The sequence below is a fragment of the Streptomyces sp. GL_140 genome, from assembly GCF_057834465.1.
The window spans coordinates 1,664,746-1,678,188 of sequence record NZ_CM174404.1 but is presented as its reverse complement, the minus strand read 5'-3'; the positions used below and the strand labels follow the sequence as shown (position 1 = coordinate 1,678,188).

Annotated in this window: 12 protein-coding genes; 11 read left to right on the top strand and 1 reads right to left on the bottom strand. The window is 70.3% G+C overall.

The genetic code is table 11. The features are described 5' to 3' along the window. Positions 1-47 precede the first annotated feature (47 nt). The 3 genes from AC3IYJ_RS07785 to nusB are packed head-to-tail and all read left to right on the top strand — an operon-like array spanning position 48 to position 2,223. Positions 48-1,157, top strand: coding sequence for an aminopeptidase P family protein (locus AC3IYJ_RS07785; RefSeq protein WP_489400602.1), 1,110 nt, complete (start codon positions 48-50; stop codon positions 1,155-1,157). Between the two features lie 59 nt (positions 1,158-1,216). Continuing rightward, entirely contained in the window at positions 1,217-1,783 is a 567-nt protein-coding gene (efp, locus tag AC3IYJ_RS07780; protein ID WP_489400601.1) for an elongation factor P, read from the top strand. A gap of 2 nt (positions 1,784-1,785) precedes the next feature. Continuing rightward, complete coding sequence (nusB, locus tag AC3IYJ_RS07775) at positions 1,786-2,223, top strand: transcription antitermination factor NusB (RefSeq protein ID WP_489400600.1); 438 nt, start codon at positions 1,786-1,788, stop codon at positions 2,221-2,223. A gap of 192 nt (positions 2,224-2,415) precedes the next feature. Here the strand turns inward: nusB and bldD are convergent, their stop codons facing one another. Then, on the bottom strand, positions 2,416-2,916 hold the full coding sequence (bldD, locus tag AC3IYJ_RS07770; protein WP_069929708.1) for a transcriptional regulator BldD: 501 nt from the start codon (positions 2,914-2,916) through the stop codon (positions 2,416-2,418). A gap of 234 nt (positions 2,917-3,150) precedes the next feature. On the opposite strand from bldD, the gene pyrR reads away from it, so the two are divergent. The 8 genes from pyrR (at position 3,151) to pyrF (ending at position 13,207) form a co-directional block, all read left to right on the top strand. After that, complete coding sequence (gene pyrR / locus AC3IYJ_RS07765) at positions 3,151-3,741, top strand: bifunctional pyr operon transcriptional regulator/uracil phosphoribosyltransferase PyrR (RefSeq protein WP_489400599.1); 591 nt, start codon at positions 3,151-3,153, stop codon at positions 3,739-3,741. A 123-nt stretch (positions 3,742-3,864) separates the two neighbouring features. Then, positions 3,865-4,851 carry an aspartate carbamoyltransferase catalytic subunit gene (locus AC3IYJ_RS07760; RefSeq protein WP_489400598.1) on the top strand — a complete coding sequence of 329 codons (987 nt, stop codon included), beginning with the start codon at positions 3,865-3,867 and terminating at the stop codon, positions 4,849-4,851. 2 nt (positions 4,852-4,853) lie between these two features. Continuing rightward, positions 4,854-6,140, top strand: a complete 1,287-nt coding sequence (locus AC3IYJ_RS07755) for a dihydroorotase (RefSeq protein WP_489400597.1) — start codon at positions 4,854-4,856, stop codon at positions 6,138-6,140. Continuing rightward, positions 6,137-6,730, top strand: coding sequence for a PH-like domain-containing protein (locus AC3IYJ_RS07750; RefSeq protein WP_489400596.1), 594 nt, complete (start codon positions 6,137-6,139; stop codon positions 6,728-6,730). Before AC3IYJ_RS07755 ends, AC3IYJ_RS07750 begins: the two co-directional genes overlap by 4 nt. Further along, complete coding sequence (gene carA, locus AC3IYJ_RS07745) at positions 6,727-7,875, top strand: glutamine-hydrolyzing carbamoyl-phosphate synthase small subunit (protein WP_489400595.1); 1,149 nt, start codon at positions 6,727-6,729, stop codon at positions 7,873-7,875. The genes AC3IYJ_RS07750 and carA overlap by 4 nt, the downstream gene beginning before the upstream one ends. Further along, entirely contained in the window at positions 7,868-11,176 is a 3,309-nt protein-coding gene (gene carB / locus AC3IYJ_RS07740) for a carbamoyl-phosphate synthase large subunit (RefSeq protein ID WP_489400594.1), read from the top strand. Before carA ends, carB begins: the two co-directional genes overlap by 8 nt. Before the next feature lie 79 nt (positions 11,177-11,255). Next, entirely contained in the window at positions 11,256-12,365 is a 1,110-nt protein-coding gene (locus AC3IYJ_RS07735; protein ID WP_489400593.1) for a quinone-dependent dihydroorotate dehydrogenase, read from the top strand. Beyond that, positions 12,362-13,207 (top strand): orotidine-5'-phosphate decarboxylase, encoded by an 846-nt coding sequence (gene pyrF / locus AC3IYJ_RS07730; protein ID WP_489400592.1) that lies wholly within the window; start codon positions 12,362-12,364, stop codon positions 13,205-13,207. The genes AC3IYJ_RS07735 and pyrF overlap by 4 nt, the downstream gene beginning before the upstream one ends. Positions 13,208-13,443 lie beyond the last annotated feature (236 nt).

Below are 13,443 nucleotides of genomic sequence, written 5' to 3'. Positions count from 1 at the left end.
TCGCGCTCACCAGGCCGGATGCGCGCGGCGCTCGTAGGCTCGGAAACATGTCAGACGTGTACGCGGCCCGCCGGGGCCTGCTTCGCGACCGCTGTGCGGCCGCCGGGAACGCCGCCGCACTCATCACGCGTCCGGCGAACGTGCGCTACCTCTCCGGGGCGTCACCGCTGGGCGCCGTCCTGCTCCTCGGACCGGGCGGCGAGGACATGCTGTTCTGCGCGTCGACGCCCACCGGTGAGGCGGACGAGGGAAGACTCGACGAGAACCTGCGGCTCTCCGTACTGGTGGGTCCCGGGGCGGATCCCGCCGTTGCGGCCGCCGACCTGGCCGCCTCCGGACGGGCCGATTCCCTGGCTGTGGAGGAGCACCACCTCACGGTCGGACGACACCGCGCCCTGAGCTCCGTGGCGCCGGGGCTGCGTCTGGGAGATCTGGGGACCGCCGTCGAACAGCAGCGCCTCGTCAAGGACGAGGAGGAGATCGCCTGTCTGCGGATCGCCGCCGAGATCGCCGACCAGGCCCTCGGTGAACTGCTGGAATCGATCCTGGTGGGCCGCACCGAGCGGCACCTCGCGCTGGAGCTGGAGCGCCGCCTCGTGGACCACGGGGCCGACGGTCCGGCCTTCCCGACGTCCGTGGGGACCGGCCCGCACTCCGGCCGCTCCCGGCACCGGCCCTCCGACCGCAGGGTGGAGGAGGGGGACTTCCTCTCCGTCTGCCTGGGCGCCAACTACCGGGGCTACCGCTGCGAGATCGGCCGCACCTTCGTGATCGGCACCACCCCCGCGGACTGGCAGATCGAGCTGTACGACCTGGTCTTCGCCGCGCAGCGGGCCGGGCGGGAAGCCCTCCGTCCGGGGGCCGCGTACCGAGATGTGGATCACGCCGCCCGCTCCGTACTCGACTCCGCAGGTCACGGCGAAGCCCTCGCGGCGTGGATGGGACACGGAGTCGGCCTCGAAATCGACGAGGACCCGCAGCTTGCACCTACGGCCATGGGTAAACTGGACGCTTGCGTGCCGGTCACCGTCGAACCGGGGGTTCACCTCCCCGGCCGGGGAGGTGTCCGGATCGATGACACGCTCGTCGTACGCCCCGAGGCGGACGGCGGTCCCGAGCTACTCACCATTACGACCAAGGAGCTGCTCGCGCTCTAGTCCGCCCCGGCGGACTGTGCGCGCACCCGTGGTCTTCCAGTGCAGGAGATTCCCAAACCGTGGCTTCCACGAACGACCTCAAGAACGGCATGGTGCTCAAGCTCGACGGTGGCCAGCTCTGGTCCGTCGTCGAGTTCCAGCACGTCAAGCCCGGCAAGGGCCCGGCCTTCGTGCGCACCAAGCTCAAGCACGTGCTCTCCGGCAAGGTCGTCGACAAGACGTTCAACGCCGGCACGAAGGTCGAGACGGCCACCATCGACCGCCGTGACATGCAGTTCTCGTACATGGACGGCGAGTACTTCGTCTTCATGGACATGGACACCTTCGACCAGCTGATGGTCGACCGCAAGGTCGTCGGCGACTCCGCCAACTTCCTGATCGAGGGCTTCACCGCCTCCGTCGCCCAGAACGAGGGCGCGGTGCTCTACGTCGAGCTGCCGACCTCGGTCGAGCTGGTCATCGAGCACACCGACCCGGGTGTCCAGGGCGACCGCTCCACCGGCGGCACCAAGCCGGCGAAGCTGGAGACCGGCTACGAGATGCAGGTCCCGCTCTTCGTCAACACCGGCGAGAAGGTCAAGGTCGACACCCGCAACGGCGACTACCTCGGCCGGGTGAACAGCTAACCGTGGCTGCTCGGAGCAACGCGCGCAAGCGCGCTTTCCAGATCCTGTTCGAGGCCGACCAGCGCGGGGTCTCCGTGCGCGAGGTCCTCGCGGACTGGATCCGCCACTCGCGGTCGGACACCGACCGCCAGCCCGCGGTGAACGAGTTCACCATGGAACTCGTCGAGGGGTACGCCGACAAGGTGGACCGCATCGACGATCTGATCGCCACCTACGCCGTGGACTGGGACCTCGACCGCATGCCGGTCGCGGACCGGAACATCGTGCGTCTCGGTGCCTACGAGCTGATCTGGGTGGATGGCACCCCGGACGCCGTGGCCATCGACGAGGCCGTCCAGCTGGCCAAGGAGTTCTCCACGGACGAGTCGCCCTCGTTCGTGAACGGGCTCCTGGGCCGCTTCAAGGACCTCAAGCCGAACCTGCGTCGCAGCGAGAGCTGACAGGCGCGCCGGACGGGCGAGAACGGCAGGGCCCGCAGCGCACACGCGCTGCGGGCCCTGCCGTTTCGCCGGGCGCGCATGCCGCACGGATGGCGGCAGGCACGAAAAAACCGGCGGGTGCCGGGGGCCTCTCGGCTCCCCGGCACCCGCCGGTAACGTTTCTGCTGGGCCGGGGCCCGGTACCGCTGGGGACTAGATGTCCTCGTGCGCCACCGCGCGCCGCGCGTCAGCGTCCAGCACGCCCCAGCTGATCAGCTGTTCGGTCAGGACCGAGGGGGACTGGTCGTAGATGACGGCGAGGGTGCGCAGGTCGTCCTGGCGGATCGAGAGCACCTTGCCGTTGTAGTCGCCGCGCTGGCTCTGGATGGTCGCCGCGTAACGCTGCAGCGGGCCGGCCTTCTCCGCGGGTACGTGGGCCAGGCGCTCCAGGTCGAGGCGCAGCTTCGGCGGCGGCTCGGCCGCTCCGCCGGGGGTCGTGCCCGGCAGCAGCTCCTGCACCGGAACCCCGTAGAAGTCCGCCAGCTCGGCAAGGCGCTGGACGGTCACGGCGCGGTCGCCGCGCTCGTAGGACCCGACCACCACGGCCTTCCAACGGCCCTGGGACTTCTCCTCGACACCATGGAGGGAAAGGCCCTGCTGGGTGCGGATGGCGCGGAGCTTGGCCCCGAGCTGTTTGGCGTATTCGCTGGACATAACGCTCCCGGACGCTGTGACAAGAGTGCGGCTCCGCCGCGCGGCTGGTAACTCACTGTGAGGTTACGCAGCGTTACTTGGATGCGTCAAGCCGAATGGTCACCAACGCCCACTTAAGAGGGGTCCTGGGCCGGCCCGGGGCGAGGTCGCGGGAATCCCCCTGGTACCGTGGAACACGTACATCAGACCGTCCTTTAAGGTCCGTCCCGTGAGGCGGAGAAGGAGGTCCTTTTCATGGACACCCAGCACGATCCCATTTCCGATTCCGATGTCATGCGTCCCGTTCTCGACGCACAGGACATCGCACGGGTCCTGACCCGAATCGCCCACGAGATCGTCGAACGCGCCAAGGGCGCCGACGACGTGGTGCTCCTCGGCATTCCCACCCGCGGTGTGTACCTGGCCCGCCGGCTGGCGGCCAAGCTCGAAGAGATCACCGGTGCCAAGATCCCGGTCGGTTCCCTCGACATCACCATGTACCGCGACGACCTGCGGATGAAGCCGGCCCGTGCGATCGGCCGCACCGAGATCCCCGGCGACGACATCGACGGCCGCCTGGTCGTCCTCGTCGACGACGTCCTGTTCTCCGGCCGCACCATCCGCGCCGCCCTCGACGCCCTCGGCGACATCGGCCGCCCCCGCGCCGTACAGCTCGCGGTCCTCGTCGACCGCGGCCACCGCGAGCTGCCGATCCGCGCCGACTACGTCGGCAAGAACCTCCCCACGTCGCTGCGGGAGAACGTGTCGGTCCAGCTCCAGGAGGAGGACGGCCGTGACGCCGTACTGCTCGGCCAGCGGACCGCCCGGACAGCGGGCGGGCAGTAGTCCCCACGAGTGCCGGACCCCCGGGGGTCCGCGCCCCGGCCTGCCATGCCCGCAACCCGGTCCGCCGGCCGGACCGTCTGCCCTCCCCACAGCTCTGACCACACCGACGTACGGAGTACCCGGATGAAGCGCCACCTCATCTCGGCCGCCGACCTCACCCGCGACGACGCGGTCCTCATCCTCGACACCGCCGAGGAGATGGCCCGCGTCGCGGACCGGCCGATAAAGAAACTGCCCACCTTGCGCGGCCGCACCATCTGCAACCTCTTCTTCGAGGACTCGACGCGCACGCGGATCTCCTTCGAAGCCGCCGAGAAGCGCCTCTCCGCCGACGTCATCAACTTCGCGGCCAAGGGCTCCAGCGTCTCCAAGGGCGAGTCCCTCAAGGACACCGCCCAGACCCTGGAGGCCATGGGCGTCGACGCCGTGGTCATCCGGCACAGCGCCTCCGGCGCCCCCTACCGGCTCGCGACCTCCGGCTGGATCGACGCCCCCGTCATCAACGCCGGTGACGGCACCCACGAGCACCCCACCCAGGCCCTGCTCGACGCCTTCACCATGCGCCGCCGGCTGGTCGGCAAGGACGCCGGGCTCGGCAAGGACCTGAACGGCCGCCGGATCACCATCGTCGGCGACATCCTGCACAGCCGCGTGGCCCGCTCCAACGTCCACCTGCTGCACACCCTCGGCGCCGAGGTCACCCTGGTCGCCCCGCCGACCCTCGTGCCCGTCGGGGTCGAAGCCTGGCCGTGCGAGATCTCGTACAGCCTGGACGCGGTGCTGCCGAAGTCCGACGCCGTCATGATGCTGCGGGTGCAGCGCGAGCGGATGAACGCGGCCTTCTTCCCGACCGAGCGCGAGTACTCCCGCCGCTACGGCCTGGACGGCGCCCGGATGGCGCGGATGCCCGAGCACGCCGTCGTCATGCACCCCGGCCCGATGGTCCGTGGCATGGAGATCACCGCCGAGGTGGCCGACTCCGACCGTTGCACGGTCGTCGAGCAGGTCGCCAACGGGGTCTCGATCCGCATGGCCGTCCTGTACCTGCTGCTCGGAGGCTCCGAGCCCGCCGTCTCCACCACCGCCGCCCGTACCGAGGAGAAGAAGTAACCATGAGCAAGATCCTTATCCGTGGCGCGAAGGTGCTCGGCGGCGAGGCGCAGGACGTCCTGATCGACGGCGAGACCATCGCCGAGGTGGGCACCGGCATCGAGGCCGCGGACGCGACCGTCATCGAGGCCGAGGGCAAGATCCTCCTCCCGGGCCTCGTCGACCTCCACACCCACCTGCGCGAGCCCGGCCGTGAGGACTCCGAGACCGTCCTCACCGGCACCCGCGCCGCCGCCTCCGGCGGCTACACCGCCGTCTTCGCGATGGCCAACACCTTCCCGGTCGCCGACACCGCCGGCGTCGTCGAGCAGGTGTGGCGCCTGGGCAAGGAATCCGGCTACTGCGACGTGCAGCCCATCGGCGCCGTCACCGTCGGCCTGGAGGGCAAGCAGCTCTCCGAGCTGGGCGCCATGCACGAGTCCGCCGCCCGCGTCACCGTCTTCTCCGACGACGGCAAGTGCGTGGACGACGCCGTGATCATGCGCCGCGCCCTGGAGTACGTGAAGGCCTTCGGCGGAGTCGTCGCCCAGCACGCCCAGGAGCCCCGCCTCACCGAGGGCGCCCAGATGAACGAGGGCGTCGTCTCCGCCGAGCTGGGCCTGGGCGGCTGGCCGGCCGTCGCCGAGGAGTCGATCATCGCCCGCGACGTGCTCCTCGCCGAGCACGTCGGTTCCCGGGTGCACATCTGCCACCTCTCCACCGCCGGCTCCGTCGAGATCATCCGCTGGGCCAAGTCCCGCGGCATCGACGTCACCGCCGAGGTCACCCCGCACCACCTGCTCCTCACCGACGAGCTCGTGCGCTCCTACAACCCCGTCTACAAGGTCAACCCGCCGCTGCGCACCGAGCGCGACGTGCTGGCCCTGCGCGAGGCGCTCGCCGACGGCACGATCGACATCGTCGCCACCGACCACGCCCCGCACCCGCACGAGGACAAGGACTGCGAGTGGGCCGCCGCCGCCATGGGCATGGTGGGTCTGGAGACCGCGCTCGCCGTGGTCCAGCAGACGATGGTGGAGACCGGACTGCTCGACTGGGCGGGTGTCGCCGAGCGGATGTCCTTCGCCCCGGCGCGCATCGGCGGCCTCGCGAACCACGGCCGCCCCGTCTCGGCAGGTGAACCCGCGAACCTGACCTTGGTCGATACCTCGTACCGTGGTGTCGTGGACCCCGCACACTTCGCTTCCCGCAGCCGCAACACGCCTTACGAGGGCCGTGAGCTGCCGGGTCGCGTCACTCACACCTTCCTGCGGGGCCGGGCAACGGTCGTGGACGGGACGCTGGCGTGACACCTGCAGTAATCCAACTGGCCGCCGAGGCAGCCGAACGGCAGTCGGCGGAGGTGACGGACTGGGGCGCCCGCATCGCGTGGGTGATCGGTCTGCTCGTCTTCATCGCGTTCGTGTACTGGCTGATGCGGCAGGGCTGGAAATGGCGCGGCACCCTGCAGAGCGATCTGCCGGAGCTGCCCGCCGCCCCCGGCGGTCTCCCCGAGCACCGGCTGGCACTGACCGGCCGGTACCACGGGTCCACCACCGCCGGGCAGTGGCTCGACCGGATCGTCGCCCACGGTCTGGGCATCCGCAGCAGGGTCGAGCTCACGCTCACCGACGCGGGGCTCGACGTGGTCCGTCCGGGTGCCACCGACTTCTTCGTACCGGCCGCGCAACTGCGCGGCGCCCGCCTCGACAAGGGAATCGCGGGCAAGGTACTCACCGAGGGCGGTCTCCTCGTCGTCACATGGGCGCACGGCGGCAGGCTGATCGACTCCGGATTCCGCTCCGACCGCGCGGCGGAACACGCCGCCTGGGTCGAAGCGATCAATGCGATGAACATGACGGAACACTCACTCACAACGACGGAAGGCGCCGAACGATGACGACCTCCACCAGGGGAGCAGCCAAAGCTCCCGCCGTACTCGTCCTGGAGGACGGCCGCATCTTCCGCGGCCGCGCCTACGGCGCTGTGGGGGAGACCTTCGGCGAGGCCGTGTTCTCCACCGGCATGACCGGCTACCAGGAGACCCTCACCGACCCGTCGTACCACCGGCAGGTCGTCGTGATGACCGCCCCGCACGTGGGCAACACCGGTGTCAACGACGAGGACCCCGAGTCCTCCCGCATCTGGGTCGCCGGATACGTCGTACGCGACCCCGCACGGGTCCCCTCCAACTGGCGCTCGCAGCGCTCGCTGGACGAGGAGCTCGTCAAGCAGGGCGTCGTCGGGATCTCCGGCATCGACACCCGGGCGCTCACCCGCCACCTGCGCGAGCGCGGCGCCATGCGCGTCGGCATCTTCTCGGGCGAGGCCTGGGACGGCGTCCGCGACGAGGCCCTGCTGGCCCGCGTCAAGGAAGCCCCGCAGATGAAGGGCGCGAACCTCTCCGCCGAGGTCGCCACCAAGGAGACGTACGTCGTCCCCGCCATCGGTGAGAAGAAGTTCACCGTGGCCGCCGTGGACCTCGGCATCAAGGGCATGACCCCGCACCGGATGGCCGAGCGCGGCATCGAGGTCCACGTCCTGCCCGCCACCGCCACCGTCGAGGACGTCTACGCGGTCAACCCGGACGGCGTGTTCTTCTCCAACGGCCCGGGCGACCCGGCCACCGCCGACGGCCCGGTGGCCGTCATGCAGGGCGTCCTGGAGCGCAAGACCCCGCTCTTCGGCATCTGCTTCGGCAACCAGATCCTGGGCCGCGCGCTCGGCTTCGGCACCTACAAGCTGAAGTACGGCCACCGCGGCATCAACCAGCCGGTGCAGGACCGCACCACCGGCAAGGTCGAGATCACCGCGCACAACCACGGCTTCGCCGTGGACGCGCCCCTCGACAAGGTCTCGGACACCGCCTACGGGCGCGCCGAGGTCTCGCACGTATGCCTGAACGACCAGGTCGTCGAAGGCCTCCAGCTGCTCGACCAGCCGGCCTTCTCCGTCCAGTACCACCCCGAGGCGGCTGCCGGCCCGCACGACGCCGCGTACCTCTTCGACCGCTTCGTAAATCTGATGGAGGCCGAGCGTGCCTAAGCGCACCGATATCCAGTCCGTCCTGGTCATCGGCTCCGGCCCGATCGTCATCGGACAGGCCGCAGAGTTCGACTACTCCGGCACCCAGGCCTGCCGGATCCTCAAGGCCGAGGGCCTGCGGGTCATCCTGGTGAACTCGAACCCCGCCACGATCATGACCGACCCGGAGATCGCCGACGCCACGTACGTCGAGCCGATCACCCCCGAGTTCGTCGAGAAGATCATCGCGAAGGAGCGCCCCGACGCGCTGCTCCCGACCCTCGGCGGCCAGACCGCGCTCAACACCGCCATCTCCATGCACGAGCAGGGTGTGCTGGAGAAGTACAACGTCGAGCTGATCGGCGCCAACGTCGAGGCCATCAACAAGGGCGAGGACCGAGAGCTCTTCAAGGGCGTCGTCGAAGCCGTCAAGGCGAAGATCGGCTACGGCGAGTCCGCCCGCTCGGTCATCTGCCACACGATGGACGACATCATCCAGGGCGTCGACACCCTCGGTGGCTACCCCGTCGTCGTGCGCCCCTCCTTCACCATGGGCGGCGCCGGCTCCGGCTTCGCCCACGACGAGGAGGAGCTGCGCCGCATCGCCGGCCAGGGCCTGATGCTCTCCCCGACCACCGAGGTGCTCCTGGAGGAGTCCATCCTCGGCTGGAAGGAGTACGAGCTGGAGCTGATGCGCGACACCAAGGACAACGTGGTCGTCGTCTGCTCCATCGAGAACTTCGACCCGATGGGCGTCCACACCGGCGACTCCATCACCGTCGCCCCGGCGATGACGCTGACCGACCGCGAGTACCAGCGGCTGCGCGACATCGGCATCGCGATCATCCGCGAGGTCGGCGTCGACACCGGCGGCTGCAACATCCAGTTCGCGATCGACCCGACCGACGGCCGGATCATCGTCATCGAGATGAACCCGCGCGTCTCGCGCTCCTCGGCGCTCGCGTCGAAGGCCACCGGCTTCCCGATCGCCAAGATCGCCGCCAAGCTGGCCATCGGCTACACGCTCGACGAGGTCCCCAACGACATCACCGAGAAGACCCCGGCCTCCTTCGAGCCGTCCCTCGACTACGTCGTCGTCAAGGCCCCGCGCTTCGCCTTCGAGAAGTTCCCGCTCGCCGACGCCACCCTCACCACCACCATGAAGTCGGTGGGCGAGGCCATGGCCATCGGGCGCAACTTCACCGAGGCCCTCCAGAAGGCCCTGCGCTCCCTGGAGAAGAAGGGCTCGCAGTTCACCTTCGTCGGCCCCGTCGGCGACAAGGACGAACTGCTCGCCACCGCGGTCCGCCCGACCGACGGCCGCATCAACACCGTCATGCAGGCCATCCGCGCCGGCGCCACCCAGGAAGAGGTCTTCGAGTCCACGAAGATCGACCCCTGGTTCGTCGACCAGCTCTTCCTCATCAAGGAGATCGCGGACGAGCTGGCCGCCGCCGACAAGCTCTACCCCGAGCTGCTCGCGGAGGCCAAGCGCCACGGCTTCTCCGACGCCCAGATCGCCGAGATCCGCGGCCTGCGCGAGGACGTGGTCCGCGAGGTCCGCCACGCGCTCGGCGTGCGCCCGGTCTACAAGACGGTCGACACCTGCGCCGCCGAGTTCGCCGCGAAGACCCCGTACTTCTACTCCTCGTACGACGAGGAGTCCGAGGTCGCCCCGCGCGAGAAGCCCGCGGTCATCATCCTGGGCTCCGGCCCGAACCGCATCGGCCAGGGCATCGAGTTCGACTACTCCTGCGTCCACGCCTCCTTCGCCCTCAGCGACGCCGGCTACGAGACCGTGATGGTCAACTGCAACCCGGAGACCGTCTCCACCGACTACGACACCTCCGACCGCCTGTACTTCGAGCCGCTGACGCTCGAGGACGTGCTGGAGATCGTCCACGCCGAGTCGCTGGCCGGCCCCATCGCCGGTGTCATCGTCCAGCTCGGCGGCCAGACCCCCCTGGGTCTCGCCCAAGCGCTCAAGGACAACGGCGTCCCCGTCGTCGGCACCCCGCCGGAGGCCATCCACGCCGCCGAGGACCGCGGAGCCTTCGGCCAGGTCCTCGCCGACGCCGGCCTGCCCGCCCCCAAGCACGGCACGGCCACCACCTTCGCCGGCGCCAAGGCCATCGCCGACGAGATCGGCTACCCCGTCCTCGTACGCCCCTCGTACGTGCTCGGCGGCCGCGGCATGGAGATCGTCTACGACGAGGACCGGCTGTCCTCGTACATCGCCGAGTCCACCGAGATCTCCCCGACCCGCCCCGTGCTGGTCGACCGGTTCCTCGACGACGCGATCGAGATCGACGTCGACGCCCTCTACGACGGCACCGAGCTCTACCTCGGCGGCGTCATGGAGCACATCGAGGAAGCCGGCATCCACTCCGGCGACTCGGCCTGCGCCCTGCCGCCGATCACGCTGGGCGGCTACGACATCAAGCGCCTGCGCGCCTCCACCGAGGCGATCGCCAAGGGCGTCGGCGTCCGCGGCCTGATCAACATCCAGTTCGCGATGGCGGGTGACATCCTCTACGTCCTGGAGGCCAACCCGCGCGCCTCCCGGACCGTCCCCTTCACCTCGAAGGCGACCGCCGTCCCGCTGGCCAAGGCCGCCGCCCGCATCTCGCTCGGCACCACCATCGCCGAGCTGCGCGAAGAGGGCATGCTCCCCAGGAACGGCGACGGCGGCACCCTGCCGCTCGACGCGCCGATCTCCGTCAAGGAGGCCGTCATGCCGTGGTCGCGCTTCCGCGACATCCACGGCCGCGGCGTCGACACGGTCCTGGGCCCGGAGATGCGCTCCACCGGCGAAGTCATGGGCATCGATTCGGTCTTCGGCACGGCGTACGCCAAGTCGCAGGCCGGCGCCTACGGCCCGCTGCCCACCAGCGGTCGCGCCTTCATCTCGGTGGCCAACCGGGACAAGCGCTCGATGATCTTCCCGGCGCGCGAGCTCGTCGCCCACGGCTTCGAGCTGATGGCGACCTCGGGCACCGCGGAGGTGCTGCGCCGCAACGGCATCAACGCCACCGTCGTGCGCAAGCTCAGCGAGGGCGAGGGCCCGAACGGCGAGAAGACCGTCGTCCAGCTCATCCACGACGGTCAGGTCGACCTGATCATCAACACCCCGTACGGCACCGGCGGCCGCCTCGACGGCTACGAGATCCGCACCGCCGCCGTCGCGCGGGGCGTCCCGTGCCTCACCACGGTCCAGGCGCTCGCCGCGGCCGTCCAGGGCATCGACGCGCTCAACCGCGGCGACGTGGGCGTCCGCTCGCTCCAGGAGCACGCGGAGCACCTGATCGCGGCCCGCGACTAACAGCCCGTACGAAAGGGGGGCACCGGCGACAGCGACCGGTGTCCCCCCTTTCATGAGTGCCAAAGGGATATTTCGGACGATGTACAAACTGTTCTTCAACCTCGTCTTCAAGCGGATGGACCCGGAGCAGGCCCACTACATGGCCTTCCGATGGATCCGCCTCGCCGCCCGCACCCCAGTGCTGCGCACCTTCATTGCCGCTGCCCTCGCACCCCGCTACGCGGAACTGCGCACCGAGGCCCTCGGCCTGCGCATGCACGGACCCTTCGGGCTCGCGGCCGGCTTCGACAAGAACGCCGTCGCCATCGACGGCATGTCGATGCTCGGCTTCGACCACATCGAGATCGGCACGGTCACGGCCGAGCCCCAGCCCGGCAACCCGAAGAAGCGGCTGTTCCGGCTGGTCCCGGACCGCGCGCTGATCAACCGGATGGGCTTCAACAACGAGGGCTCGGCGGCCGTCGCCGAGCGCCTGGCCGCCCGCAACCCGGTCTTCAGGACCGTCGTCGGCGTCAACATCGGCAAGACGAAGGTCGTCCCGGAGGAGGAGGCCGTAGCGGACTACGTGGCCTCCACCGAGCGCCTGGCCCGCCACGCCGACTACCTGGTCGTCAACGTCTCCTCCCCGAACACCCCGGGCCTGCGCAACCTCCAGGCCACCGAATCCCTGCGGCCGCTGCTGACGGCCGTACGGGAGGCCGCGGACCGCGTGGTGACCGACCGCCGGGTCCCGCTGCTGGTCAAGATCGCGCCGGACCTCGCGGACGAGGACGTGGACGCGGTCGCCGACCTGGCCCTGGAACTGGGTCTGGACGGCATCATCGCCACGAACACCACGATCGCCCGCGAGGGCCTGGGCCTGAAGTCCTCCCCGTCCCTGATCAAGGAGACCGGCGGGCTGTCCGGCGCCCCGGTCAAGGAGCGCTCGCTGGAGGTCCTGCGCCGGCTGTACGCGCGCGTCGGCGACCGCCTGGTGCTCGTGGGCGTCGGCGGCATCGAGAACGCCGAGGACGCCTGGCAGCGGATCCTGGCCGGTGCGAGCCTGATCCAGGGCTACAGCGCCTTCATCTACGAGGGCCCCTTCTACGCCCGTGCCATCCACAAGGGCCTGGCCGCGCGCCTGGCCGCCAGCCCGTACGCGACGCTCGCCGAAGCGGTGGGCGCCGAAACCCGAAAGGCCGCGCTGTGACCTCTGCCCCTGTGATCCCGTTCGGTACGCGCCTGCGCGAGGCGATGGACACCCGCGGCCCGCTGTGCGTGGGCATCGATCCGCACGCGGCGCTGCTGGCTTCCTGGGGCCTGGACGACGACATCGCGGGCCTGGAGAAGTTCTCCCGCACCGTGGTCGAGGCGCTGGCCGACTCGGTGGCCGTCTTCAAACCGCAGGCCGCCTTCTTCGAGCGGTTCGGCTCCAAGGGCATCGCGGTCCTGGAGCAGACCGTCGCGGACGCCCGGGCGGCGGGCGCGCTGGTGGTCATGGACGCGAAGCGCGGTGACATCGGCTCGACGATGGCGGCCTACGCCGAGACCTTCCTCTCCCCGTCCTCGCCGCTCTTCTCGGACGCGCTGACGGTCTCCCCGTACCTGGGCTACGGCTCGCTCGCCCCGGCGGTTTCGCTGGCGCGGGAGTCCGGCGCGGGCCTGTTCGTGCTGGCGCTGACCTCGAACCCGGAGGGTGCGGAGGTCCAGCGGGCGGTGCGGTCGGACGGCCGGACGATCGGCGCGACGATGCTCGGCCACCTGGCTGCGGAGAACGCGGGGGCCTCGCCGATGGGCTCCTTCGGAGCGGTCGTCGGCGCGACGCTGGGGGACCTGTCCTCCTTCGACCTGGAGATCAACGGGCCGCTGCTGGCCCCCGGCATCGGCGCGCAGGGCGCGACGGCGGCGGACCTTCCGGCGGTCTTCGGCGCGGCCGTGCGCAATGTCGTCCCGAACGTGTCGCGGGGCGTCCTGAAGCACGGCCCTGACGCGGCCGCGCTGCGCGCCTCTGCGACCCGCTTCGCGGACGAGATCCGCGCGGCCGTGGCGTAGCCGCCAGGAGCGGAGCCCTGCGGGGCTTGTCCCCTACCCGCCCTTCCGCCGTTCCCCGGGCTCTGCCCGGACCCGGTCCTCAATCGCCGGACGGGCTGGAATGTGCCGCTGCGCGGCAAATCCAGCCCCGCCCGGGGGCACCTCCCAGCGGTAGCTGGGGGAGTTTGAGGCGCGGGGTCTGGGGCGGAGCCCCAGGGAACGGGCGAAGGGCGGGTAGGGGAGCTCCGCCCCGCGCA

Excerpts from the sequence above, each read along its gene's own strand:
- AC3IYJ_RS07785 (WP_489400602.1), top strand. The coding sequence starts at position 48 with ATGTCAGACGTGTACGCGGCCCGCCGGGGCCTGCTTCGCGACCGCTGT.
- bldD (WP_069929708.1), bottom strand. The coding sequence starts at position 2,916 with ATGTCCAGCGAATACGCCAAACAGCTCGGGGCCAAGCTCCGCGCCATC.
- pyrR (WP_489400599.1), top strand. The coding sequence starts at position 3,151 with ATGGACACCCAGCACGATCCCATTTCCGATTCCGATGTCATGCGTCCC.
- AC3IYJ_RS07760 (WP_489400598.1), top strand. The coding sequence starts at position 3,865 with ATGAAGCGCCACCTCATCTCGGCCGCCGACCTCACCCGCGACGACGCG.
- AC3IYJ_RS07755 (WP_489400597.1), top strand. The coding sequence starts at position 4,854 with ATGAGCAAGATCCTTATCCGTGGCGCGAAGGTGCTCGGCGGCGAGGCG.
- carA (WP_489400595.1), top strand. The coding sequence starts at position 6,727 with ATGACGACCTCCACCAGGGGAGCAGCCAAAGCTCCCGCCGTACTCGTC.
- AC3IYJ_RS07735 (WP_489400593.1), top strand. The coding sequence starts at position 11,256 with ATGTACAAACTGTTCTTCAACCTCGTCTTCAAGCGGATGGACCCGGAG.